This window comes from Micromonospora yasonensis (assembly GCF_026013475.1).
Classification (GTDB): Bacteria; Actinomycetota; Actinomycetes; order Mycobacteriales; family Micromonosporaceae; genus Micromonospora; species Micromonospora yasonensis.
On the sequence record NZ_JAPDPH010000039.1, the window covers coordinates 18,627 to 43,107 of the forward strand.

18 protein-coding genes are annotated in these 24,481 nt (G+C 69.5%); 13 read left to right on the top strand and 5 right to left on the bottom strand.

What is annotated here, in order from left to right; translation table 11 throughout:
- The first annotated feature begins 23 nt into the window (after positions 1–23).
- Positions 24–890, top strand: coding sequence for an SMP-30/gluconolactonase/LRE family protein (locus ONA70_RS11285; protein ID WP_265006331.1), 867 nt, complete (start codon positions 24–26; stop codon positions 888–890).
- Between the two features lie 11 nt (positions 891–901).
- Here ONA70_RS11285 and ONA70_RS11290 read toward each other — a convergent pair whose 3' ends face one another.
- Positions 902–1,177 (bottom strand): LysR substrate-binding domain-containing protein, encoded by a 276-nt coding sequence (locus ONA70_RS11290; protein WP_265006348.1) that lies wholly within the window; start codon positions 1,175–1,177, stop codon positions 902–904.
- Between the two features lie 20 nt (positions 1,178–1,197).
- Between ONA70_RS11290 and ONA70_RS11295 the strand changes: the two genes are divergently transcribed.
- The 12 genes from ONA70_RS11295 (at position 1,198) to ONA70_RS11350 (ending at position 20,472) form a co-directional block, all read left to right on the top strand.
- Entirely contained in the window at positions 1,198–1,668 is a 471-nt protein-coding gene (locus ONA70_RS11295; protein WP_265006349.1) for a YeiH family protein, read from the top strand.
- A 138-nt stretch (positions 1,669–1,806) separates the two neighbouring features.
- Positions 1,807–4,215, top strand: a complete 2,409-nt coding sequence (locus tag ONA70_RS11300; protein WP_265006332.1) for a glycoside hydrolase family 2 protein — start codon at positions 1,807–1,809, stop codon at positions 4,213–4,215.
- 105 nt (positions 4,216–4,320) lie between these two features.
- Entirely contained in the window at positions 4,321–6,336 is a 2,016-nt protein-coding gene (locus ONA70_RS11305; protein ID WP_265006333.1) for an alpha-L-arabinofuranosidase C-terminal domain-containing protein, read from the top strand.
- A gap of 73 nt (positions 6,337–6,409) precedes the next feature.
- Positions 6,410–9,715: a glycoside hydrolase family 2 protein gene (locus ONA70_RS11310; RefSeq protein ID WP_265006334.1), complete on the top strand. Its 3,306-nt coding sequence runs from the start codon at positions 6,410–6,412 to the stop codon at positions 9,713–9,715.
- A gap of 319 nt (positions 9,716–10,034) precedes the next feature.
- Complete coding sequence (locus tag ONA70_RS11315; protein WP_265006335.1) at positions 10,035–12,707, top strand: LamG domain-containing protein; 2,673 nt, start codon at positions 10,035–10,037, stop codon at positions 12,705–12,707.
- Between the two features lie 455 nt (positions 12,708–13,162).
- Positions 13,163–14,482, top strand: a complete 1,320-nt coding sequence (locus tag ONA70_RS11320; RefSeq protein WP_265006336.1) for an ABC transporter substrate-binding protein — start codon at positions 13,163–13,165, stop codon at positions 14,480–14,482.
- Between the two features lie 217 nt (positions 14,483–14,699).
- Complete coding sequence (locus ONA70_RS11325; RefSeq protein WP_265006337.1) at positions 14,700–15,545, top strand: carbohydrate ABC transporter permease; 846 nt, start codon at positions 14,700–14,702, stop codon at positions 15,543–15,545.
- A gap of 92 nt (positions 15,546–15,637) precedes the next feature.
- The gene (locus ONA70_RS11330) at positions 15,638–16,450 is read left to right on the top strand and encodes a carbohydrate ABC transporter permease (protein ID WP_265006338.1); all 813 of its coding nucleotides are present in this window, start codon (positions 15,638–15,640) and stop codon (positions 16,448–16,450) included.
- A complete protein-coding gene (locus ONA70_RS11335) occupies positions 16,450–17,283 on the top strand; it encodes an SDR family NAD(P)-dependent oxidoreductase (protein WP_265006339.1) in 834 nt (277 codons plus the stop codon). Before ONA70_RS11330 ends, ONA70_RS11335 begins: the two co-directional genes overlap by 1 nt.
- Positions 17,283–18,401 carry an ABC transporter ATP-binding protein gene (locus tag ONA70_RS11340; protein ID WP_265006340.1) on the top strand — a complete coding sequence of 373 codons (1,119 nt, stop codon included), beginning with the start codon at positions 17,283–17,285 and terminating at the stop codon, positions 18,399–18,401. Before ONA70_RS11335 ends, ONA70_RS11340 begins: the two co-directional genes overlap by 1 nt.
- Positions 18,398–19,567, top strand: a complete 1,170-nt coding sequence (dgoD, locus tag ONA70_RS11345; RefSeq protein WP_265006341.1) for a galactonate dehydratase — start codon at positions 18,398–18,400, stop codon at positions 19,565–19,567. Before ONA70_RS11340 ends, dgoD begins: the two co-directional genes overlap by 4 nt.
- Positions 19,561–20,472 carry a dihydrodipicolinate synthase family protein gene (locus ONA70_RS11350; RefSeq protein ID WP_265006342.1) on the top strand — a complete coding sequence of 304 codons (912 nt, stop codon included), beginning with the start codon at positions 19,561–19,563 and terminating at the stop codon, positions 20,470–20,472. Before dgoD ends, ONA70_RS11350 begins: the two co-directional genes overlap by 7 nt.
- A gap of 64 nt (positions 20,473–20,536) precedes the next feature.
- Here ONA70_RS11350 and ONA70_RS11355 read toward each other — a convergent pair whose 3' ends face one another.
- The 4 genes from ONA70_RS11355 to ONA70_RS11370 all read right to left on the bottom strand — a co-directional run bounded on the left by ONA70_RS11355 (position 20,537) and on the right by ONA70_RS11370 (position 24,031).
- Positions 20,537–21,565, bottom strand: a complete 1,029-nt coding sequence (locus ONA70_RS11355) for an Ldh family oxidoreductase (RefSeq protein WP_265006343.1) — start codon at positions 21,563–21,565, stop codon at positions 20,537–20,539.
- Positions 21,562–22,539 carry an NAD(P)-dependent oxidoreductase gene (locus ONA70_RS11360; RefSeq protein WP_265006344.1) on the bottom strand — a complete coding sequence of 326 codons (978 nt, stop codon included), beginning with the start codon at positions 22,537–22,539 and terminating at the stop codon, positions 21,562–21,564. The genes ONA70_RS11355 and ONA70_RS11360 overlap by 4 nt, the downstream gene beginning before the upstream one ends.
- Before the next feature lie 98 nt (positions 22,540–22,637).
- Positions 22,638–23,798 carry a UxaA family hydrolase gene (locus tag ONA70_RS11365; RefSeq protein ID WP_265006345.1) on the bottom strand — a complete coding sequence of 387 codons (1,161 nt, stop codon included), beginning with the start codon at positions 23,796–23,798 and terminating at the stop codon, positions 22,638–22,640.
- Positions 23,777–24,031 (bottom strand): UxaA family hydrolase, encoded by a 255-nt coding sequence (locus ONA70_RS11370; RefSeq protein ID WP_265006346.1) that lies wholly within the window; start codon positions 24,029–24,031, stop codon positions 23,777–23,779. The genes ONA70_RS11365 and ONA70_RS11370 overlap by 22 nt, the downstream gene beginning before the upstream one ends.
- Between the last annotated feature and the right edge of the window lie 450 nt (positions 24,032–24,481).

Here is a 24,481-nt window from a genome sequence, read left to right on the forward strand (position 1 = left end):
CGTCTGGCTGGGCGGGAGGCGAAATGAGCGACGAGGTCGAGGTGGTTGTCGACGGCCGGGCGATGCTCGGGGAGTGCCCGATGTGGGATGCCGACCGGCAGTCGCTGCTCTGGGTGGACATCCTCGCCGGGGAGGTCCATCGCTATCGGCCCGACGGCGACGACAGCGTCGTCCTCAAACTCGACGTCCCGGTCGGGGCGGTGGCACCTTGTGCCGACGGCGGACTCGTGCTGGCCGCGGACCGGGGTTTCGCGCTGCACAGCGAGGAGCGTGGCCAGACCACCTGGCTCGGTGCGGTCGACCGCGGTGAGCGGATGAACGACGGCAAGTGCGACCCCGCAGGACGGTTCTGGGCCGGCACCATGATCGATGAGTCGTCGCCCGGCAAGGCTGGGCTCTACCGGCTGGAGCCCGACGGTCGCATCGTGCCGGTCCTCACCTCGGTAACGTTGTCCAACGGTCTCGGCTGGAGCCCGGACGGCCACACGATGTACTACATCGACACGCCGGCCCGTACCGTGGATGCCTTCGACTTCGATCTTGAGACCGGTTCGATCACGAACCGGCGGGTCCTGGTGGATCTGCGGGAGGCGGAGGGTCGGCCCGACGGGCTCACGGTGGACTCCGCCGGCGGCATCTGGATCGCGATGGCCAGGGGCTGGTCGGTGCGGCGGTATGACGCGCACGGTGTCCTCGACCGGGTGATCCGGCTGCCGGTCCAGAAGGTCACGAGCTGCACCTTCGGCGGTTCCGGGCTCGACGAGCTGTACATCACCTCAGCGCGTTCCGGGCTGACGAGCGACGACTTGGCGGAGCAGCCGTACGCAGGGGCGCTGTTCCGGTGCAGGCCCGGAGTGACCGGCTTGTCGCCCCACTCCTACCGCGGCTGAGGAGAGCCCCCTCAGGCGGCCGATCCCCGCGCGATCCGGATCAGCCGGGCGGCGGGTTCGGCCAGCCGGGTCCGGCCACGCCAGACCGCGCGCAAGGGCCGCCGTAGGTCGAGGTTCGCAACGGGTACCTCGACCAGGCGGCCTTCGCGCAGTTCGGCGGCGACCGCGAGCCCGCTGAGAACAGCCGGCGCGACACCCGCCTCCACGGCCACCTTCACCGCGGCGTTCGAGGACAGTTGCAGCGCCGGCGCGGCGGCGTTGCGCCGTACCCCCAGGGCGCGTTCCAGGGCGTCCCCTGGCGGACGGACTGCTCCATCTCTCCGAGGCGTCCTTCGGGATCTGGGCCGGCGCGAGCGTGCACGAGGTCGCGCAGGTCGTCGCCACGGCGGGAGCGGTCGGTTCGGCTGCCCTCGCCACCGCGGTGGTCGTCAAGCTGACCCGGGTGATCCTGCTGGCTCCCCTGATCGCCGGCGTCAGCCTGTGGCGGCGGCGCACGGCGGAGACCTCGGGGACCAGGAGGCCGCCCGTCGTCCCGCTCTTCGTCGCCGGCTTCCTCGCGATGATGGTGCTGCGCAGCGTGGGCACCGTCCCGGACGCCCTGCTGGCGCCGCTGAAGACGATCCAGGCGGTGCTGTTCACCGCCGCGCTGTTCGGCATGGGATCCGCGGTTCGCCTGCGCGCGCTGCTGCGGACCGGGTGGCCGGGCGTCGCCCTGGGCGCGGTGTCCTCCGTTCTCATCGCGCTGGTCGCGCTCGGCGGGGTGGCGCTCGTGCGCTAGATCGACATTCTTGACCCCTGCCGGGCCGAGAGGTATAACCACTGACCACAGACCATGAGGATTACCTAACACGCTCGACTTCTGATCGACACGGCCCAGGAGGCACCTATGCGAGACAAGTGGATCTCTGATAGACCGGTGAGCAGGCGAAACGTCCTACGGGCCGGCGGGGTGGGACTCCTGGGCGCGGCGGCGCTCTCGTCGTCGGCGTGGGCCGCGACGAGCCCGGTGTCGCGGGGCCCCGCCGGGCGGGTGATCCCGCTCGACCACGAGTGGTTGTTCGGCGGGGAAGCCGTCGCCGGGTCGGTGCTGCCCGGGTTCGACGACTCCCGGTTCGAGCTGGTCACCCTGCCGCACTCCAACACCCGGTTGTCGTGGCACGACGTACGGCCGCCGGACTTTCCCGGGGAGTACGCGGGTGGACGGTCGCCGTACGAGTTCATCTCCATCTACCGCCGCCATTTCACGCTGCCGCCCGACGCCCGCGGCCAGCGGGTGTTCGTGGACTTCGGTGGCTCGGTGGCGGCCTCGACGGTCACCGTCAACGGCCAGCGTCTCGGCGAGTACAGGGGCGGCTATACCCCGTTCACCTTCGAGCTGACGCCGTACGTCGACTGGCAGGGCGACAACGTCCTGGCGGTCGAGGTCGACTCACGGCGTACCCGGGCCGACATCCCGCCGTTCGGCGGCAAGTTCGGCAACGACCCCGCCCGGGTACGGGTCGACTTCGACACGTTCGGCGGCCTCTACCGCAGCGTCTCGCTGCGCCTGATGCCGCGGACGTTCCTCGAGAACGTGTACGCCCGGCCGGTGCGCGTGCTGACCGAGGACCGGGCCCTCGATATCCGGTGCTACCTGCAGGGCGAGCTGGACGGACCGCTCGTGGTGGAAGCCGACCTCCGCGACGGCGAGCAGCTGCTGGGCCAGGCCACCGCGACGGTGCCTCCCGGACAGGACACGGTCCAGTTCTCGATCGACGGGCTCCGGGATGTCGAGTTGTGGGACGTCGACGCCCCGCGGCTCTACGACGTCCACGTCCGGCTCCGTGAGGGGGTGGCGGACAACGACGGCGGCAAGCCGGTGCACGAATACACCACCCGGGTCGGCTTCCGGGAGGCGCAGTTCACCGAGCAGGGGTTCTTCCTGAACGGGCGGCGCCTGCAGCTGTTCGGGCTCAACCGCCACCAGAGCTTCCCGTATGTGGGCTACGCGATGCCCGCCCGGGTGCAGCGCCGCGATGCCGAGATCCTGCGCCACGAGCTCAACGTCAACATGATCCGGAGCTCGCACTACCCGCCGTCGCCGCACTTCCTGGACGCCTGCGACGAGCTCGGGCTCCTGGTCTGGGACGAGATGCCGGGGTGGCAGTATGTCGGGGACGCCGCCTGGCAGGACGTGGCCGCCGAGAACGTCGAGGCGATGATCCGTCGGGACTGGAACCACCCGTCGGTCATCCTCTGGGCGGTGCGGATCAACGAGGGCGCGGCCAACGCGGCGTTCGAGACCCGCCTGAACGATCTGGCGCACCGGCTCGACCCGTCGCGGCAGACCACCGGCGCGTACAACGGCTCCCAGAAACTGCAGGTCGACGTCCGGGGCCAGAACGACTACCGCGACGACATGAACACGTTGACCCCGCCGAGCGCCCCGCGCTACCTGATCAGCGAGGCGGTGGGGCAGAAGCGGCCGTTCGGCGACTTCACCCAGACGTACCTGCGCACCGACCCGGTCGCCGATCAGCAGGCCCAGGCGCTGCGGCACGCGCAGGTCCACAACGCCGCGGGAGCGGATCCGCGGTACGCCGGCCTCATCGCCTGGTGCGCCTTCGAGTACCTTTCCCCGCGCAACTCGATCCGCGACGTCAAGACCCCCGGCGTGTGCGACCTCTTCCGGATTCCCAAGCCGGGGGCGTCGTTCTACCGGTCGCAGGTCAAGCCGAGCGAGCGCATCGTGCTGGAACCGGCGTTCTACTGGGACTTCGGCCCCAAGTCACCGGACGGCCCGGGCGCGAACGCCCTGATCGCGTCGAACTGCGACACGCTCGAGGTCTACGTCGACGACCAGCTCCTGGCGACCGTCCAGCCGGCCCGCGAGTCGTTCGCCAACCTTGCCTACCCGCCGTTCTTCGCCGACCTGACGGTCGAGGACGGGGCGAACCGGCTACCTGAGTTGCGGATCGACGGCTTCATCGGCGGTGCCCGGGTCATCTCTCGCCGCTTCTCGGCCGACCGCTCACTCGACCAGTTGGCGGTCGAGGTCGACGACGAGCAGATCGACGGGGATGGCATCGACGCCACGCGGGTGGTCTTCCGTGCGGTCGACCGGTACGCCGCGCCCCGGCCGTTCGTCACCGGCGACGTGGCCTTCGCCATCGACGGACCGGCCGAGCTGATCGGCGACAACCCGTTCGCCTTCGGGGACGCGGGCGGCGCCGGCGCCATCTGGATCCGTTCGCGGGAAGGGGGAGTGGGAAGCGTCCTGCTCCGGGTCACCCATCCCACGCTCGGCACCCAGGAGGTCGCGATCACTGTCCAGCGCACACCGTGACCCGGTAGCCCCCGCGGTGCACCCCGGAATCGCCAACCACATCCACATCTTCGCGCTCGGGCTGATCCCGTAGCTCCCCTACCCCCATCGAGCGGAGCAGTATCCATGGTCAAATTCCACCGCCGGCCCCGCCCGGGCGTCGCGGCGCTGGCCGTCGGCACCGCGCTGAGTGTCGTTCTGCTCACCGTCATCGGACCGCCGGCTCCGGCGCGAGCCGGTGGGCAGGCCAGCCTCCAGGTCGACATCAACAGTCCGATCCGGTTCATCCACCCGCAGTTGTTCGGTTCGAACGTGGGCTGGAACGCCCAGTCCGACTTCATGAAGCCGGATACCACGCTGTTCTACCCGCATTTCCTCACCCAGGTGCGGGAGGTCGGGTACGGCGCTCAGCGCTTCCCCGGTGGCACACTGGCTTCCTTCTACCACTGGAAGCGGGCGATCGGGCCACTCCAGGACCGCCAGCCGAACACCTTCTTCGGCAACGGCTCGCAACAATCGCAGCTCGGACCGGACGAGTTCGGGCAACTGATGGAGCTCACCGGCGCCACGGGCAATGTGATCCTCAACCACTCGGAGTCGCTGCAGGACGCGCGGGACTACGTGGCCTACATGACGCTGCCGGCACCGGGCCGGCCGATCACCGACCCCGCCGACCCAAAGTATTGGGCCGGCCTGCGGGCCAAGAACGGTCACCCGGCGCCCTACGACATCCCGTGGTGGGAGGTCGGCAATGAGGTGAACACCCAGGCGAATGCCGGATGGCTGGGCGGGTCGCTCGTGTCGTACGCCAACGGTGCCTGCCCCGTGGACAACGTGAAGGCCTGTCTCTACGACTTCGGCGGCACCACCCGATTCACCGACGAGCCCGTCGGGGACGGGGCCGACAGCAGCCAGGCCGCGTCGGTCAGTACGGGCGAGCCGGCGCAGGAGAAGTACGTCGACTATCCGCCGGTGGCACCATCCAGCGTCACCGTCTCCGTCGGCGGCCAGCCGTGGACGCAGGTGGCATCGCTCTCCGACGCCGCGTCCACCGCGACGGTCTACCGCCTCGACGCCGCAACGGGTCAGATTGTCTTCGGAGACGGCGTCCACGGCGCCATTCCTCCGGCCGGATCCTCAATTACGGCCAGCTACGACTCGGGACCCCATCCCGGGTTCGTGGACTTCTACCGCGAGATGAAGGCCGTGAACCCGGCCATCCACGTGTGCCTCGGCTCGTCCAGCGACCCGACCGCCGGTGGCGCCTACTTCCAGAACCTCGGATCCACCTACCCCTACGACTGCGTCGCCACCCACCCGTACGTCCGCCCTGGGAACAGCCGTGCGCAGGGCCAGATCTCCAACAGCCTTCCCGAAGCGGACTACAACTCCGAACTGCTCGCCATGCCCGACGTCCTGGCCGATCAGGTGCGGAAGCTACGCGCGAAGATCGACCAGGCCGCCGGGCCCAGGGCCGCCGAGGTGGACATCGTCCTCACCGAGTTCGGTCAACTGCAGAGCTCGAATCCGACCTTCGAGCCGAAGTACCACCTCACCCTGCAACAGAGTCTGCTTCTCGCCGGTCTGCTCCGGGAATGGGTCGATCTCGGGGTCCCGCTCGCCGAGCAGTACCTGCTCGCCGGCTCGCCGTTCGGCTCCACCGTGCCGAACGGAAACGTCAACGTGAACTCCGCGATAGTCGGGCCCGGCCCCGACACCGTTGTCGAGCCGGCGGCCCTGGTGGAACAACTGTTCCGGCCGCTCGGCGGTCAACAACAGGTCACCGTGCAGTCCGACGCGATACCCGCGCTCTCACTCCGGGACGGCACCCAACTTCCGGTCCTGGAAACCGTCGCCGCCCACAGCGGCAACACCATCACGCTCGTGGTCATCAACCAGTCCGATCGGACGGCGGTGCCCACCACCATCACGGCCGCCGGCACTCAGCTTCTCCGCGGCGCCGTCACGACGCTCAACGCGGACTCCGCACTTTCCTACAACACACCAGACAACCCCACGGCGGTGTCTCTGCACCGGAGGCCGTTGGAAGCGACTTCCGGCCAGGTCACCGCCACCTTCCCCGCTCACTCCGTGAGCCTGATCGAGCTGACGTTCCAGCTGAACCCCGTCCCGGTCGACTGACCAGTGTAAGGAGAGTGTTTCTCCCGTGAGTGCCGAAACGAATGGAGCCCCAGAGCAGTCAACGGGGCAGAAGATGGCCCGCCGTGGATTCCTCCGGGCGACCGCCCTCGGAGCGTTGACCGTAGCCGGCTGGGGCTATCTCGGCGGCGGCCGCGCCGATGCCGCCACCGGCACCGGCGGCAGCTCCGGAGCGGCTCAGGGTTCCGCCGCCCGGACGATGTCGCTCAACTTCGGTTGGCTGTTCGGGCTTTCGTCCGAGGGCAGCGCCCAGCCTTCCTTCGACGACCGTGGTTTCGCCCCGGTCAACGTTCCGCACTGCGTCGCCCCGCTCGGCTGGCGGCAGTGGGACTACACGAAGTGGCAGAAGGTGTGGACCTACCGCCGACACTTCGACGCGCCGGCGAACTCAGGCCAGATGCGGACGTTCGTCGACTTCGCCGGAGCACTCACCACTGCCCGGCCGACCTTCAACGGACACGCCCTGCCCGCACACCAGGGTGGGTACCTGCCGTTCAGCTACGAACTGACCGACCTCCTGACGGACCGCGACAACGTCCTCGCCGTGGACCTGGATGCGACCTGGCAGAACGTCCCGCCGGACGGCAACGACGGTGGGGCTCCCACGGTCGACTACTTCGAGCCGGGTGGCCTGTACCGGAACGTGTCCCTGCGGATGGTGCCGCAGGTCTTCATCGCGGACGTGTTCGCCAAGCCGATGGACGTCCTGGTCCCCGCCTCCCGCCGGGTGGAGGTCGAGTGCACGGTCGACGCCGCCTTCGGCCTGCCCGGCCCGGCGCAACTCGACGTCGTCCTCAGCTACCGCGGGACTCAGGTGGGCAGCGTCTCGGCGCCGGTCCAGATCAGCCAGTCCGGCCAGGTGACGGCGAACCTCACGCTGGGCGGGCTCACCGACGTCCAGCTCTGGGACCCCGACCACCCGAACCTCTACGACGTCGTCGTCACGTTGCGCATCGGGGGCCAGCCGGTACACGACTTCGCCCGGCGCATCGGCTTCCGCGAGGCGCGTTTCCGGACCGACGGCTTCTTCCTGAACGGGAACCGGCTCAAGCTGTTCGGCCTCAACCGTCACCAGGTCTACGCGTACGGCGGCATGTCGATGCCGGACCGGGTGCAACGGCAGGACGCGTTGATCCTCAAGCACGACTTCAACGTCAACATGGTCCGTTGCTCCCACTACCCCCAGGCGGCGGCCTTCCTGGACGCGTGCGACGAGCTCGGCATCATGGTGTGGGAGGAGACGCCCGGGTGGGGCTATCTCCCGGATGACGAGGCGTTCCAGGAACTCGTCGTGCAGAACGTCCACGACATGGTCATCCGGGACCGCAACCGTCCCTCGATCATCATCTGGGCTCCCCAGGTCAACGAGTCGGACCGCAACCCGGAGCTCTACACCCGGACGAAGAACCTGACGTACGCGCTGGACGGCACCCGCCAGACCTCCGGGTCGAGCACGTCGCGCAGTCTGACCAACTGGGTGCAGGACGTCCTCTCCTACGACGACTACGGGAACTCGCGAGGCAACGCGACGATCTCCGCGCCGCCCGCCGGCATTCCCTACCTGGTGAGCGAATCCGTCGGCGCGCTCGCCGGTCCGCCCGGCTACCGCCGGTTCGACACCCAGGCCGTCCAGGCGGCGCAGGCCCGCCTGCACGCCCAGGTGCACAACACCGCCCGGTCCAGGAATGGGTACACCGGCCTGCTCGGCTGGTGCGGCTTCGACTACGACTCCCTGGCGGGTAACACGTTCCAGAGCATGAAGTGGCCGGGTGTCGCCGACACCTTCCGGATTCCCAAGCCCGGGGCCGCGTTCTACCAGTCGCAGGTGAGCCCCGACGTACGGCCCGTCATCCAGCCCTCGTTCTACTGGGACTTCGGGCCCACGTCACCGGTCACCAGTCTCGGGACCGCCGCCACGATCTGGTCGAACTGTGACCGGCTGGAGGCGTACCTGGACGGGACGCACTACGCCACCCTCACGCCCGACGCCGCGGGATTCCCGTACCTGGCCTATCCGCCGTTCTACCTCGACACCACTGGAATCGACGGGTCGGCCAAGCCGGAACTGCGGCTGGACGGCTACGTGGCGGGCAACCTGGTGCTCTCCCGGAATTTCGCGGGGGATCCCGCGGGCGATCGCCTCCTGGTGTGGGCCGATGACACGGAACTGGTGGCCGACGGATCCGACGGCACCCGCGTCGGCTTCCGCGCGGTCGACAAGTACGGCGCGCCCCGGCCGTACGCCGACGGCCTGGTGACCCTCGACGTGGTGGGGCCCGGCGCGTACGTGGGCGAGGTCGTGACCCTCGAGGTGAAGTCGACCCCGGAGCTCGTCCGTCCGGGCGAGCAGGCCACGGTCACCGCGACCGTGACCAACGCGGCCTTCCCGTTCGGCGACAACGGCGGCGCCGGAGCCGTCTACGTCCGCACGCTGGCCGGGCTCCCCGGGGAGATCACGGTGCGGGCGAGCCACCCGACGCTGGGCGTGGGCTCCGTACGCATCACCGCCGCGTCCCCCCAGGGCGAGGTACACCCGAATCCGGGCGGCCTACCGTCCCAGGTGCTCGAGAACACCGAGCTGTCGCTGCGCACGCCCGACGGATGGACGGTCGAGGAGCTGGCCGGACGAGTGTCCTCGGACGTGGCTCCCGGCTTCTCGGCCACGCGGCAGTGGCGGGTGACCGCGCCCGCGGCGGTCACCCCCGCGGCGCCGACCACGCTGACCGCCCAGGCCGCCTACGCCATCCGGGGGCAGGCGAGCGCCACCCAGATGACCGCGCCGGTGTACCTCGCCACGACGGCGCCGGAGGCGTACGACAACGCCGGTATCAGTGCCGACGCGAACCCCTCGGCCGCCGACTTCGACAACAATGGGAACAGCTACTCCCGGGAAGCGCTGGCCGCCGTGGGCCTCGCCCCCGGAGCGACCGTCACGCACGACGGCGTGACGTTCACCTGGCCGGACACCGAGCCCGGGCGCCCGGACAACATGCTGGCGCTGGGCAACACCGTCGCCGTGTCCGGCCGGGGCTCCACCCTCGGGTTCCTCGCGGCGAGCTCCTACGGAACGGGCGTGGCGCGAGGGAAGGTCCTGTACACGGACGGCACCAGCACGAAGTTCTCCTTCATGATCGACCGGAACACCTTCGCGCCGATGCCGGGGACCGACCTGATCGCCACCACGGCGTACTACAACTCCGACAACGGCGTGAAGAAGAACCCGATGTACGTCTTCTACCAGAGCGTTCCGATCGACAGCGGCAAGGAGGTCGCCGCGGTCGCGCTCATCGACGGCTGCATCGTCGCGCCCAACGGCCGGATCCGCGGCGTGCACGTCTTCGCGATCGGAGTCGGTGGTTAGTACCTGGATGGACAGCCTGCGCGGGCCCGACAGCCCGCGCAGGCTGCCTCTTCGTCCTGCGTTGCCAGGGATCCGCCAGCGGCGCCCCGGCGCGCATCCCCGGCCGTGACGTCACGGCCCCACCGTTCGCGAAAGGCTGGTACCCCTCGTGCGATGGCCTGCCGAAATCACCCGCCGGGCATTCCTTCGAACTCTCTCGATCACCGCGGCCGGACTCGCGGCCCCGGCGGCGCTCGGCCAGGCGCCGGCCGCGGCCGGATCGCCGCCGGGCACGCCCGGCCGCGCCGTCCCCACCCTGGATGCCCTGGCCGGGGAGTGGATGTCGACCGCTACCCTGCTCAACCTGCCCTCGGTGAACAACTTCTCCGGTTCGCTGCACGCGGCGACGAACCTGCTGTCGTTCACCGAACTGTCCTTCCCCCCGCTCTCCCTCGGCGGCGAGTGCGCCCGTCTGGCGCTCAACGGCGTCAACGTCCAGGCGCACGAGAGCCGGTGGTATCCCTACCAGGTGGTCCGCCGGACGACGGTCGGGACCATCGAACTGCGGGCCACCGTACGCATGGGTTTCGAACAGCAGCTCGTCCTCCTCGAGCTGGAACTGACGAACGCCGGTGCCGGACCCGCCGACGCACGTGTCGATCTCGACCTCGGCGGCTACCTGCGCTCCTACCCCGGCACCTGGGAGTGGACGATTCCGCGGCAGTACGGCAACTTCTCCGCCTGGAGCGGGCAGCTCGCCGACGGCGGACGGGTGCTCACCGTGACCGACAGCAAGAGCGCCGCCGCGACCGCCTTCGCCTTCCCCGACCAACCGGACGAGCTGGCTCCGGCCGGCAGCTCCGGATCGGCCGGCTGGGCCCTGTCGCTGGACGGCGGCGAGCGGCGCACCATCCGCATCGTGGTGGCGGCGGCCGGGGACGCGGACGGGGCCACCGCGGCCGCGATCGCCGCGCGGACCCGGTACCCGGCACTGTTCACGCAGGCCAAGGTCCGCTGGGAGCAGCGGTTCGCGGACGCGTTCAAGCCCGACAACGACCATTTCTCCGGCAGCCTGCCGGTCCTGGACACGGCGGACCCGGCGCTGCACGACCTCTACTACCGGGGCGTGGTCTCGGTCCTCGCCCTGGAGCGGACGAACTACCCGCAGCATTCGCCGCGCACGTACGTCACCGCCGGCCCGCAATGGGGCGTCGCGACGGTGTACTTCTGGGACACCGCGCTCTTCGCGCCCCTCCTGGTGCTGCTCGACCCCGCCGTGGCGCGAGCGGAAGTGACCCGGTGGCTGGAGCTGGGAATCGAGGACGGCTATGCCGTCGACGCCGTGAGCGGAGAACTGGTCGGGCCGTGGTACAGCGCCAACGACCTGTCGGTCTTCACGATGCTGCTGACCTACGTGACGTTCACCGGCGATCTCGCCTTCCTCGACGAGCCGGTCGCCGGGCTCGCCGTCCTGGACCACCTGCAGGCCATCGCGCTCAGCTGGCAGAAACGGGTTGTGGCCGCGACCGGCCTGGCCGACTACGGGGCCCGCGGAAACCTGCTCGAGCAGGTGTCGAACTACGTCAACCAGGTGCCGTCGTTGAACGCCGCGAATGTGTGGATGATGCGGCAGGTCGCCCAGCTACGCGAGCGGCGCGGGGAGACCGGCGTGGCGGGCCAGCTGCGCGCGCAGGCGGACGACCTGGCCGCTCGGGTGCTCGACCTGTACGTACCGGGGGAGGGCGTGTGGCAGAGCGTGCACAACGACGGCACCCGGGTCGCGGTGCGGCACATCTACGACTGCGACACCATCGGCAGGCTGCTGGCCGACGATCTCACGCCGACGATGCGCGCCGAGATGACCGCGTTCCTCACCGGTGAGCTGCTCGCCGGCGGCTGGTTGCGGGCCCTCTCGCCGTCCGACCCGAACGCGCCGGACTCCCTGCGGCCCGACCACGGCTCCAACGGTGCGTACGACGCCTGGCCCGCGCTGGCGGCCGGGGTCGCCGGCCGATTCGGGAACTACGAGCTCATGCGCCGGTTGCTGACCGAATTCGACTGCGTCGGCGCGGAGGGTCCGTTCTCCCAGTCCCACCAGTTGGTGTCCGAGCCGAGCCGGGTCGTCGTGTGGGATCGAGCCGACCTCAACCCGGTGGGCGGCGTGACGGTCGTCGCCTGGATCAAGGCGGAAGTCTGGCCGGCGCAGACGTCGGCGGGCAGCATCGTCGCCAAGGTCGGCTTCGCCGGAGCGTGGTTCCCGAAGACGGCGCCGAGCCTGGGCTACGCCCTGCGCGGAGGCGGCGCCGGTGTCATCTCGTTCGCCGTCGCCGTCGGTACCACCTTCCGGCAGGCGGTCAGCACGGCCACCGTACCGGTGGGGGAGTGGCACCAGGTCGTCGGAACCTTCGACGGGCAGCGCGTCGCCGTCTACGTGGACGGTGTGCTGAGCGGTACGACGGCGGCCCGCGGCAGCCTCGGGCCCGCGCCGGGTACGAACCTGATCGTGGGTGCCGATCCGGTGGACCCGGAGTCGAGGTTCACCGGGGCCGTCGACGAGGTGCGGTTGTACAACCGGAGTCTGTCCGCGGCCGAGATCGCGGACCTGTACGCGGCCGACGCCGCCCACGGTGCCGACGACCCGGCGCTGGTGTTGCGGTTGCCGATGGACGAGGGCAGCGGCGACGACACGATCGACGTCGTGACCGGGACCGTCCAGAGCGTGGTCGGCGGTCGTTGGGCAGCCGGCCGGAACGGCGGCGCCCTCGCGTTCGGGCGGTCAGGCCGGGTGATTCCGCGAATCTCACGGCAGCAGTACAACGAGAACAACGGCGGTGCCTTCACCTCGGTCATCCTGCAGGACTTCTTCGGATACTCGCCGGACGGCGAGGGCGTGACGCTGCGGGATCCGGCCACGCCGCGCGGGGTCGACGCGAGACTCCGTGGCGTCACCCTGAACGGCCAGTCCTACACGATCGTCAGCGACGGGTCCGGAGTGCGGCTGACCGACGAATGACAGGTCGAGCCGGTTCCGCACGAGCGGATTCGGTGCTTCCAGCTCCAGGTTCCGGCGGTTGTCGCCGGTGACGGCAGCCACGCGTCGCTCGCGCCGACGCGTGGCTGCCGCGCGGGCAGCCGGCGCCCTGCCCGCCTGCCCTCGCTGCCTTGCCCGGCCGCCCGGGAACGCCTTGCCCGGCTGCTCGGGCGGCCAGGCAGGCCCGAGGCCGCGTGCCGTCCGCAGGCCAGAAGTTCTTGGTAACTGAGGTATGACCTCAGCAATCGCGGACGTCAGGCGCCGACAATCGGCCCGATCCGTCCCGCATGCAGGACACCTGAACGTCACAATCGGTCGCCTTGGCGGCGGCCCATTGACATCTAGCTGATATTTGTGCAGTCTACCGAGACCAGAGGTCAGACCAAAGGCCTCTGGATGACAGTGGAGGTCCGATGACGATTCGACCCTCGGCTCGCATGACCATCCTCCGGACGAGCCGGCCGCTGCGGCGCTGGCGGATCGGCATGACGGCCATGGCCGCTGCCCTGGCCGTCGCGTCCCTGAGCCTCGCGGGCTGCGGTGGTGGTAGCGGTGCCTCGGATGGAACAACGAAGCTCACCTTCGCCTCCTGGGACGCCGCGGAGCCGGCGACCAGGCAGTCGACGCTAGATCTTGTCAAGCAGTTCGAGACCGAGCACCCGAACATCAAGGTCTCGATCTCGCCGATCCCGTTCAGCGACATCGAGCAGAAGGTACTGCTCCAGGTTCAGTCCGGCAGCGCGCCGGACGTCGTCCAGACGGCGAGCAACTACACCGCGGACTTCAACGCGGCGGGGGCGCTCGAGCCGCTGGACACCAGGGCGGGGCAGGACTACCTCGCGGAGATCCCGCAGAACGTGGCCGATGTCAGCCGCGTCGACGGCAAGCTGGTCGCGGTTCCGTGGGCGGTTCAGCCGGTCGGCTTCTGGTACAACAAGAAGCTGATGGCGCAGGCCGGCCTCGATCCGCAGAGCCCGCCGAAGACCATCGACGAACTGCTCACCGACCTCAAGGCCATCAAGGCGAAGCTGCCGGGCGTGATCCCGCTCGGGGTCGACTCGACGAACCGGGTCTTCGGGCTGGACGTGAACTGGTCGTGGATGCGTACCTTCGGCGCCGAGCCGATCGCGAGCAGCGGCGCGCAGGCGACCACCCCGGAGATGGCCAACTACCTGAACTTCATGCGGACCCTCGCCACCGAGCACTACACCGAGGTGAACCAGAAGATCGGCTACTTCCGCCCGCTGGCGGCCCAGAACAAGGTGGCCTTCAGCTGGGACCAGCCGATCCTGGAACCGACCATGAAGTCGGCCTCGAAGATGGATGACAAGACGTTCCAGGACACCTGGGGCGTGACCACCCTCCCGGCCGGGCCGGGCGGCCAGAAGTTCAGCGTTCCGCAGGACCACCAGCTCGCCATCATGAAGAGCTCCAAGGCGAAGGACGCGGCCTGGACCTTCATCCAGTGGATGACGCGCAACGAGAAGGCGCTGAACCACGTGGTCGCCGACAAGGGCGCGCTGCCGCCCGTGTCCAAGCCCAGCGATGCGGTCAACGCCCTGGTCGAGAAGGACTCCGCGCTGAAGGCCTTCCGCGACGATGTCGCGCCGACCATGGTGCGGCCGCCGTGGGGACCGAAGTACGCCAAGGCGTATGACCCGATCATGGTCGGCGTGCAGCAGATGATGACCGGGAACCAGCCGGTCACCGCGGTCGCGGACGAAATGCAGTCGAAGCTCCAGGGAGCCCTCCAGTAGATCCGACGCCGGCGGCCCGCCCGCCCTCGTGGTGGGGGGCCACTCGCGTGCCATCACTGGTCGCATGGGCCGGCCGGTGGCGACAGCCGTCCGACACGGAAAGCGGGCCCATCGACAAGGCTCGGAAAGGAAAGGCGAAGAAGTGACTTCCACCTCGCTGCGGGCGAAGTATCCGCGGCCGGGCCAGCGGCGTAGCCGTTACCCGTGGCTTGACTGGATGGCAGTACCCGCCATGGTGATCCTGGTGGTGGTCATCGGATACCCCATCGTGCGGGCGGTGATGCTGTCCGTCTTCGACTACAGCCTCATCACCGGGGACGCCGGCGCGACGTACGTCGGCACCGGGAATTTCTCCAAGATCGGGCACGATCCGGTGTTCTGGCAGTCGTTGAAGAACACCGCCATCTTCGCGGTCGTCTCGCTTGTCGGCGGCGGACTGGGCGGTCTCGCTCTCGCGTTCGCCACCGAGAACCTGCAGGGACCGTGGCGGTTCCTGCGCGCAGTGCTGCTCACGCCGTGGGCCGTCCCGGTGATCGTCACCGCCTTCCTCTTCCAGTTCCTGTTCCTCGACCGGGGCGGGCTGGTGAACGACCTGCTCATGAAGAGCGGGCTCGCGCACTCGCCGGTACCGTGGCTCGGCTCGACCCAATGGTCCCTGTTCGCGACGACGGTGGCGAACATCTGGCAGACCGCCCCGTTCTTCCTGCTGGTGTTCACCGCCGCGCTGCGGTCCGTACCCAACGAGGTCATCGAGGCGGCGCGCATCGACCGGACGGGCGCCTGGGTCATGCTCTGGAAGGTGAAGCTGCCGTTCCTGGCCGGCCCGGGCGTCATCGCCGCGGTCATCATGACCATTCAGAACATCAACCAGTTCCCGCTCATCTGGGCCATGACCCAGGGCGGCCCCGGATACAGCAGCACCACGCTGACCATCTATCTGTACCGGCTGGTCTTCGTGAGCTACAACCTCGGCTATGCCTCCGCCATCGGCGTCATCTGGCTGGTCGTGCTCATGTTCATCTCGGGGTGGTTCCTCCGCCGAAGGAGAGGCGTCAGCCGGTGACCCAGGTATTGCAGGAAAAGCAGAGAGACACGCAACGCACCTCGCCGCGGCCCGATGAGCGCCGGCTCCGGCGGATCCGCACCATTCCCGCGGTGTCCACCATCGTCATCGCGATCGGCCTGGCCACGGTCGCCGGCCCGCTGTACTGGATGGTGACCGCGTCGTTCAAGACCAAGACCGAGGTCACGGCGCTGAATCCGACGATGGTTCCGCAGGACCCGACGGTGGACAACTACACCGGCCTGATCACGGGCAGCATGCCGTTCACCGACTTCTTCCTGAACAGCGTCGTCACCTCCGTGGTCACGGCGATCGGCGCGACCTTCATCTGTGCCCTGGCCGGCTACAGCTTCTCCCGCGGCGCCTACCGGCTGCGGAGCGGCTTCAGCCTGTCGATCCTCGCCGTGCAGATGCTGCCCTTCGCCGTGCTCATCGGCCCGCTGTACCTGCTCATGCTCAAGTTGCACCTGCTGAACACGTACACCGGCCTCATCCTCGGCTACACCACGTTCGCGCTCCCGTTCGGCGCGTGGATGATGAAGGGCTTCATCGACTCGGTTCCCCGCGAGATCGAGGAGGCCGCCAGGGTGGACGGCTACTCCCGGCTGGGGATCCTGTTCCGGGTGGTCCTGCCGCTGAGCCTGCCGGGCCTGTCGACGACCGCGGTCATCATCTTCATCAACTCCTGGAACAACCTGCTGTATCCCCTGACGCTGGTGACGGATACGGAGAAGCTCACGTTGCCGCCGGGGCTCATGCAGACGTTCAACGGCCAGTTCCAGTTCGACTGGGGCGGCATGATGGCCGCGACGACCGTCACGAGCCTGCCGCTGGTCATCGCGTTCTTCGCCGTACAGAAGTACATGGTTCGCGGCATGACGGCCGGCGCGCTGGGAGGCACGTGATGAGCTCGCAGCGACTGGCCGGGCGGGCGGCGCTCGTCACCGGCGGCGCGGCCGGCATCGGTCGGGCGATCGTCGAGCGGCTGGCCGCCGACGGCGCGCTGGTGACGATCGCGGACATCGACGGCGACGCGGGCACCGCCCTCGCCGCCCGGCTCACGGAGGCGGGCCGGTCCTGCCGCTTCGAGCGGGTCGACCTCGCGGATCCGCACGGACGCGACGAGCTGGTGGCCAAGGCGCTGAGCGCCTGGGGCCGCCTGGACGTCCTCGTCAACAACGCGGCGTCGGTCGGCACCCGCCTGCGCCTGGTGGACCTCACCGCCCAGGACTGGTCCCGGGTCATGGACACCAACCTGACGGCGGCGGTGTTCCTCAGCCGGGACGCCGCTCGGGCCATGACCGAGCACCGCGCCGGCTCCATCATCAACGTGACCAGCATCCAGGAGCGGCTGCCGTTGACCACGCACGTCTCGTACGTGTCCAGCAAGGGCGGGCTGACGGCGTTGACCAGAGTCCTGGCGGTCGAACTCGGCTCGGTCGGCATCCGGGTCAATGCCGTGGCCCCCGGTGTGATCGAAACGCCGACCATGGCCACGGAACGGCTCAGCGCCGGCCTGGGCACCAGCTCCGACCAAAACAGCAGTCCCACCTTGTTGCAGCGGCCCGGCCGACCGGAGGACGTCGCCAACGCCGTCGCGTTCCTGGCCTCGGACGAGGCCTCCTACATCACCGGGGCGACCCTGACCGTTGACGGCGGGCGGAGCCTGAGCCGCCGACCAGATCCGCTGGCAGCGGGCATGAGCACCTATCCTGGGCAGATTGAGGACGTGCACTGATGACGAGCATCACGCTCCGTGGAATCGAGAAGACGTTCGGTGCGGAGACGGCACTCCGCAGCTGCGATCTCGTGATCTCCGACCGGGAGTTCCTGGTCCTGGTGGGCCCGTCGGGGTCCGGGAAGACGACGCTGCTGCGCATCATCTCCGGACTGGAGCAGGCCACCAACGGCGAGATCTACTTCGGGGACCGGTTGGTCAACGACATCGACGTCGGCGACCGGGACATCGCCATGGTGTTCCAGAACTACGGTCTCTACCCGCACATGTCCGTGTACAACAACATGGCCTTCGGCCTGCGACGCCGGAAGATCCCGAAGCAGGACATCGACCGGAAGGTGAACGAGGCGGCGCAGATGCTGGGCATCGGCGCCCTGCTCCACCGCAAGCCCCGCCAGCTGTCCGGTGGGCAGCGGCAGCGGGTCGCGCTGGGCCGGGCGATCGTCCGGGATCCCGCGGTCTTCCTGCTGGACGAACCTCTGTCCAATCTGGACGCCCACCTGCGGACCCAGATGCGGAGCGAAATCCTCAAGGTGCATCGCACGGTCACCGCCACCGCCGTGTACGTCACGCACGACCAGGTCGAGGCCCTCACCATGGGCGACCGGATCGCGGTGATGAGCGACGGGGTGATCCAGCAGGTCGACACGCCGGAGGCGCTCTACGACCGGCCGGTCAACCGGTTCGTGGCAGGCTTCATCGGAACCCCGCCGATGGGCTTCCTGCCGGGAGCCGTGCGCCGGCAGCCGGGCACGACGAAGGTCACGGGCGAAGGCCTGCACGTCTGCCTCCCGAGCGACCTGGCAGGCGCTCTGCCCGCCGGGACGAGCGAGGTCGTGGTGGGCGTACGGCCCGAGGCGCTCCGGTTGGTCGCCGACTCGTTCACCGAGGACGAGAGCGAGTCCTGGCTCCAGGGCATCGTCGACGTGATCGAGCCCTTGGGCTCGGAGAAGCACGTCCTGCTCACCTCCGCCGGGGTCGGTCTGGTCGCCAAGCTGCCGAGAACCAGCCAGGTGGACGTCGGCCAGAAGATCACGCTCGCTATCGAACCGACCGGCGGCCTGCACGTCTTCGATGCCGACACCGGTGTGGCCCTGCGTCCGGAGGACCGCCGGTGAGCCGCGACCGGATCGTTTCGATCGAGACGCACCTGGTGGCCCCGCGATGGATCTTCGTCCGACTGGCGACGAGCGAGGGACTGGTCGGGTGGGGTGAGGCCATCGTGCCGAAACGCGCCCGGGCGGTGCGCGGCGCGATCGAGGACCTGGCCGGCAACATCCTGGGAGCCGACCCCGATCGCATCGAGGATCTGACTCTTCGCATGCGCAACGGCGGCTTCTTCCGGGACGGCGCGATCCTGGCGACCGCGGCGGCGGGTATCGAGCAGGCGCTGTGGGACGTCAAGGGCCGGCGGTACGGGCTACCCGTCTACGAGTTCCTGGGCGGCGCGGTCCGCGACCGGACCCGCATCTACGCCTGGGTCGGCGGTGACCGGCCCGAGGGCGTCGTCGAGCACGTACGGCAACGCATCGCCCAGGGATTCACCATGGTGAAGATGAACGCCGCCGAGGAGCTCGACTACCTCGACTCCCGGGCCAGCGTCACGAAGGCGGTCGAGCGGATCGCCAGCATCCGCGACGCCGTCGGGTACGACATCGACGTGGCCCTCGACTGCCACGGGCGGGTGCATCGCGCCATGCTCAAGACCCTGATCCGGGAGCTGGAGCCCTTCCACCCGATCTGGATCGAGGAGCCGCTCGGGCCGGGCCTGGAGGACGAATTGAGCCACGTCATCTCGCCCGACTGCTCGATCCCGATCGCGACGGGGGAGCGGCTCACCTCCCGAACCGACTTCCGCAAGCTCCTGCAGCACGGGGTCGTGGACATCATCCAGCCCGACGTCTCACTCACCGGTCTCTTCGAGTTGGCGAAGCTCGGCCACCTGGCGCAGGCCTACGACGTCGCCATGGCTCCGCACTGCCCCAACGGTCCCATCTCGCTCGCCGCCTCGCTGCAGGTCGGCTTCGCCGCCAACAACGTCGTGGTCCAGGAGCAGAGCTTCGGGTTGCACTACAACCAGGGCTTCGAGGGGCTGCCGGCGGCCGAGATGTTCGACTATCTGGTGGACTCGGCCCCGCTGACTCCGACGGCGGGCCATCTTTCCGTCACCAGCGGCCCCGGCCTGGGAATCGACATCGACGAGGCGAAGGTCACGAAGTCGCCGGACTGGACGCTGCACGACCCGGACTGGCGCCACGCCGACGGAAGGTTGGCCGAATGGTGAGCGAAGTGCTGCCCTCGGGGGCCCTCGTCGCGCTGGCCACCCCGGTCACCGCGGAGGGAAGCCTCGACGAGGCGTCGCTGGAGCGGCTGGTCGACCGCGTCCTGACCGGTGGGGTAGTCGGGATAGCCCCGGTGGGTTCCACCGGGGAGGGCCCCCGGCTGACCACGGCACAGCGACTGGAGATCACCCGCCGCGTGGTGGCGCAGGCGGGCGGGCTGCCGGTCCTTCCGGGAGTCCCGGTCGGGTCGCTCGAGGACGCACGTGCGGAGCTGGACCAGGTCGGGCGACTGGGCGCCCGGGCAGCGCTGGTCGCCCCGCCGTCGTTCTTCCCGCTCACCGCCGACGAGATCCTCCGTCTCTACACGCGACTGGCCGACGAATCGCCCGTTCCCCTGGTCCTGTACAACATTCCGGCGTTCTCCCGGGCGCCCCTCCCGGTGGACGTGGTGGCCCACCTCATGCACCACCCGAACATCGCCGGAATCAAGGACAGCAGCCGGGACCTGGAGTATCTGCAGGCGGTGGTGACCGTCGCCGGCGAGAAGGCCCAAGCGGGCGAGTTCGTCGTCTACACCGGTACGGACACCATGCTCGTCCCGAGCGCGCTCGCCGGCGCGCACGGGACGATCGCGGCCAGCGCGAATCTCGTACCCGATCTCGGCGTCCGCATCCTCGAGCTGATGTCGTCGGATCTCGGGCGCGCCCTGGAACTCCAGCGGGAGCTGACGGCCATCGTCTCCGCCTGCCGCAAGGGGAGTCCGCCGGCGGGCTGGAAGGCCGCGCTGCACCTGGTGGGCGTCTGTTCGCCGTATCTCGTCCCGCCGGCCTCGCACCTGCCGGACGCGGCGCTCGACCAGATGCGGGGCGACCTGCGGGCCGCCGGTCTCCTGGCGGAAGACACATAGCCCCGCATCCGGCAAAAGGCTCCCTGGCCGTTTTCGGCCAGGGAGCCTTTTGGGCTTCCAGCGGTCAGGAGAAGGCGGGAACGTCGAGGCGTACGGCCCAGGACCTGAGGTCCGCTTCCAGGCTCGGGGCCAGGCTCAGGACCTCGGCGTCGTCGATCTCGTCCGGCAGCCTGCGGGCCGCCCCGGGCACGCGGGCACCGGACGACCGGACCCGGTCGGCCAGATCCGTCAGACGGCGGCCGGCCTCCGGTCCGCCGGCCACGTCGAACTTGCTCGGATCGAGAACCACGACCAGATGGGCGATGCTCTGCGGCGTCTTCGCGTCCGCCGGGTCGAACATGTCGGCGACGTCGGCAGACAGGGTCGGGCCCACCAGCCCGGCACTCAGGGACTCGACCAGGAACGCCAGCGCGAAGCCCTTGGCCCCGCCCAGCGGCGACAGCATGCCCATCAGCGCTGACTGGGCATCCTCGGTGGGATTGCCCTGCGCGTCCAGGCCCCAGCCGGCCGGCAGGGGCTCACCGCGCTGGGCGTACGAGGCGATCTTGCCCCGGGAGACGGCGCTGGTGGCCATGTCCACGATCGCGGCCCGGGGAGCACAGGGAATCCCGGCGGCGAGCGGGGACGTCGACAGCAACGGCGTCGCGCTGCCCCACGCCGGCATGACCGCGGGCCCGTTGGAGAAGACGAGCGCGAGCAGGCCACGCTCCAACGCCGGCAGCGTGTAGACGCCCAGCGCCCCGCAGTGCCCCGAGTTCCCGACCGCGGCCGCGGCGATCCCGTACCGGGCGGCTCGCTCGCTGGCGACCGTCGCGGCGGTCCACAACTGCCAGTGGCCGAGCCCGCCGCCGCCGTCCCACACCACGAGCGGGCCGCTGTCGGTCACCGCCCGCAGGTCTGCGGCCGGGGGATATCCGCCGGCACACGAACGCTCGAGGTAGTAGGGGAGGCGGAGCAACCCGTGCGATCCGACGCCCCAGACATCGGCGAGCACGATGGCCCGGGCGGTCACCTCGGCGTTCTCCCGGCTCATCCCGGCCGCCTCCAGCAAGGCGCCGGCGGCGTACCGTGCTTGTCCCACTGTCAGACTCATGAGCGCCCCGGTCGGTTGTGCGAGCCGACGGCGTACCGGGCGAGGCCGCCGCCCAGGATCGTGCCGATCTCGGCGGCCAGGATACCGATGATGCGGCGCTGGCTCTCCACCGTGATGCCGGCGATGTGCGGGGTCAGGATCACGTTGTCGAACTCCTCGAGCCTGCCTCGTGCCGGTGGTTCCGTCGCTCGGACGTCGAGCCCGGCACCGCCCAGGCGCCCGGCGGCGAGCGCGTCGGCCAACGCCTCCTCGTCCACCACCTCGCCCCGGCCCACGCTGATCAGCAGGGCGTCCGGTCGCATCGCGCCGAGGAACGCGGCGTCGATCAGCCCGATCGTCTCCGGGGTGGCCGGGAGGTGACAGCTCAGCACGTCGGCCTCGGCCGCGAGCTCCGCCAGTCCGACCAGGCGGATCCCCAGCTTGCTGACCTCGGGATGGTCCGGCGCGACGTACGGGTCGTAGGCCACCACCCGCATGCCCAGCGCGGCGGCGGCCCGGGCGCAGGCGCGCCCCGTCGCCCCTGCTCCCAGCAGCCCCCAGGTCCGGCCGGAGAGTTCGCGGCCGGCCCGGCGGTCCCACTGGCCGGCGCGGCTGGCGCGGTCCAGCGGCACCGTCTGACGGGCGAGTGCGAGCGCGAGGCCGATGGTGTGCTCCGCGACGCTGATCGCGTTGGCGCCGAGCGGCGCCACGACGACCACGCCGAGCTCGTTGGCCGCGTCGACGTCGATGTTGTCCAGCCCGACGCCCCCGCGGGCGACCACCTGGAGGTCGGGGCAGGCGGCGAGGAGGTCCGCGGTCACCCGGGTGCGGTTGCGGACGACGACCGCTCGTGCTCCGGTCAGGATCTCGGGGAGGAGTTCGGGGGTCCGCCAGGCATCCGGCCGGCGATCGATGGCCAGCTCGGTGGCCAGCTTCTGCAGGGGTTCGTCCCACACGTCCTCGGTGACGACGACATCGGGGGCAGGTGCGCTCACGGTAAGTCTTCCTGTAGTAGGCGGAAGCCCGCGACACGCCACGCCAGGCTCGGGCGAGACGTGTCGCGGGCTCGGGTAGTCGGAAAACGGAATCCTGCTTACGCGCTGCGGTACAGCTTGGTGAAGGTGAACTCGCGGTGCCCCAGCGACTCGGCGGCGGTCAGGCGGCCGTTGATCGTGCGCTCGACGAGGTCGATGAGCTGATCGCCGGCCTCCTCGACCGACTGGCCACGGGTCAGCAGCGGCGAGCAGTCGACGTCGATGTGGTCGGCCATCGACGCGGCGGTCTTGGGGTTCGCGGTGATCTTGATGACCGGCTGGACCGGGTTGCCGATGACGTTGCCCTGACCGGTCGGGAACAGGTTGAGGACACCGCCTGCGGCGGTCATCAGGGTCACGCACTCGGCCGCGGCCGATGACGTGTCCATGAAGTGGAGGCCGGGCCGCTCCGGAGCCTCGGCCGGCGCGAGCGCACCCACGATGGGCGCCGTTCCGGTCTTGACGATGTTGCCCAGCGCCTTCTCCTCGATGGTCGACAGGCCGCCGGCGATGTTCCCCTGCGTGGGCTGGGATCCCAGCAGGTTGGCGCCGGTCGCTTCGATCATCTCGATGTAGCCGTCGTAGAACGACTGGAAGCGCGCGCGGACCTCGTCGTTGATGCAGCGCTCGGCGATCAGGTGCTCACCGCCGGTCAGCTCGCTGGTCTCGCCGAAGATCATGGTGCCGCCGGCGTCGACCCACCGGTCGCTCAGGTACGCCGTGATCCGGCACGAGCCGAGTCCGGTCGTCGTGTCCGACTCGCCGTCCTTCGTGGTCAGCAGGATCTCGGAACGCTCGACCGGTTCGCGCTGCAGTTCGCTCGCGTCCTGCAGGAACGTCTTGGCCAGCCGCGACGCCCGCTCGATGATCTTCAGGTCGCCGGATCCCTCGATGGAGAAGCCTTCGACCGGCTTGCGGGTCTTGGCGATGCCCTCCACGACGCGGTTGGTCCAGTTGGGCTCGATGCCGATCACGATCACCGCCGCGATGTTCGGGTTGGAGCCCACCCCGATGAGGGTGCGGAACGTCAGGTCCAGGTCCTCACCGAACTGCAGGCGCCCGAAGGCGTGCGGCAGGGCCAGCGTTCCTGGGACGAGCTTGGCCACGCCCTCGGCCGCGGCGTTCGACAGGTCGTCCACGGGGAGGATGGCCACCTGGTTGCGGATGCCGACCGATCCGTTGGGCCGGCGGTAACCGGTCAGGCGACGCTGTTGTGCCATCGGGCGCTCCTCACATTGTGGGTGTGGACGTAGTCGCCCTTGCTGATGTCGGCACTCGCGATGGCCACGCGCAGCCCGTATTCGGTGACGTCGTCGCCGGCGGCGACGGCCCGCAGTGCCACCTTGTGCCCCAGTGGGATCGGTGCGTTGACGTCGATAGTCGTAGGCGCGCTGTCATCGAGGTAGGCCACGTGGGCCTGGCCCGGTTCGACGTCCTTCACGGCTACGGCCACGGCATCACCCCCCAGGTGTGCCAAGAAGTCCGGATTCGTGTGTGCCATCCCCATCCCATCGTCGCGGTAAGTGGTCTGACCTCCGTCAGGAGGGCCTACATTATTCGCCCTGTCGTTTGCCTGTCAACGGAGCCGGCCTTCGATGTGTGAAACGGTCGCGGCAGGGTGTGTTCCTGGTGGCCCGCTTGGTCTCGACCACGATCTGTGCCGGCTTCCCCGCCTCGGGATCCCGGCCGGGCGTCCTATCGTTCGGGATACCCTAGTAAACCGATGGGATATGACGGCTAATGGTGGCGGCATGATGTCGAGCCGCGAGGAAGCGTGATGATGAAGGTGTTCCGAGAGCGTGATCGCCTGTCGGCGGTTGACCGGCGGCAGGCGGCGCAGTGGTCGCCAGCGCCGCGTCCTTCCGGCTCTGGGGAGCGCGGGTTCGCCGCTGGCCCCGGCCAG

Bases quoted from the DNA above. Each gene is read 5' to 3' on its own strand.
- ONA70_RS11285 (WP_265006331.1), top strand. From the start codon at position 24: ATGAGCGACGAGGTCGAGGTGGTTGTCGACGGCCGGGCGATGCTCGGG.
- ONA70_RS11305 (WP_265006333.1), top strand. From the start codon at position 4,321: ATGGTCAAATTCCACCGCCGGCCCCGCCCGGGCGTCGCGGCGCTGGCC.
- ONA70_RS11310 (WP_265006334.1), top strand. From the start codon at position 6,410: ATGGCCCGCCGTGGATTCCTCCGGGCGACCGCCCTCGGAGCGTTGACC.
- ONA70_RS11315 (WP_265006335.1), top strand. From the start codon at position 10,035: ATGTCGACCGCTACCCTGCTCAACCTGCCCTCGGTGAACAACTTCTCC.
- ONA70_RS11320 (WP_265006336.1), top strand. From the start codon at position 13,163: ATGACCATCCTCCGGACGAGCCGGCCGCTGCGGCGCTGGCGGATCGGC.
- ONA70_RS11325 (WP_265006337.1), top strand. From the start codon at position 14,700: ATGGCAGTACCCGCCATGGTGATCCTGGTGGTGGTCATCGGATACCCC.
- ONA70_RS11335 (WP_265006339.1), top strand. From the start codon at position 16,450: ATGAGCTCGCAGCGACTGGCCGGGCGGGCGGCGCTCGTCACCGGCGGC.
- ONA70_RS11340 (WP_265006340.1), top strand. From the start codon at position 17,283: ATGACGAGCATCACGCTCCGTGGAATCGAGAAGACGTTCGGTGCGGAG.
- ONA70_RS11350 (WP_265006342.1), top strand. From the start codon at position 19,561: ATGGTGAGCGAAGTGCTGCCCTCGGGGGCCCTCGTCGCGCTGGCCACC.
- ONA70_RS11355 (WP_265006343.1), bottom strand. From the start codon at position 21,565: ATGAGTCTGACAGTGGGACAAGCACGGTACGCCGCCGGCGCCTTGCTG.
- ONA70_RS11365 (WP_265006345.1), bottom strand. From the start codon at position 23,798: ATGGCACAACAGCGTCGCCTGACCGGTTACCGCCGGCCCAACGGATCG.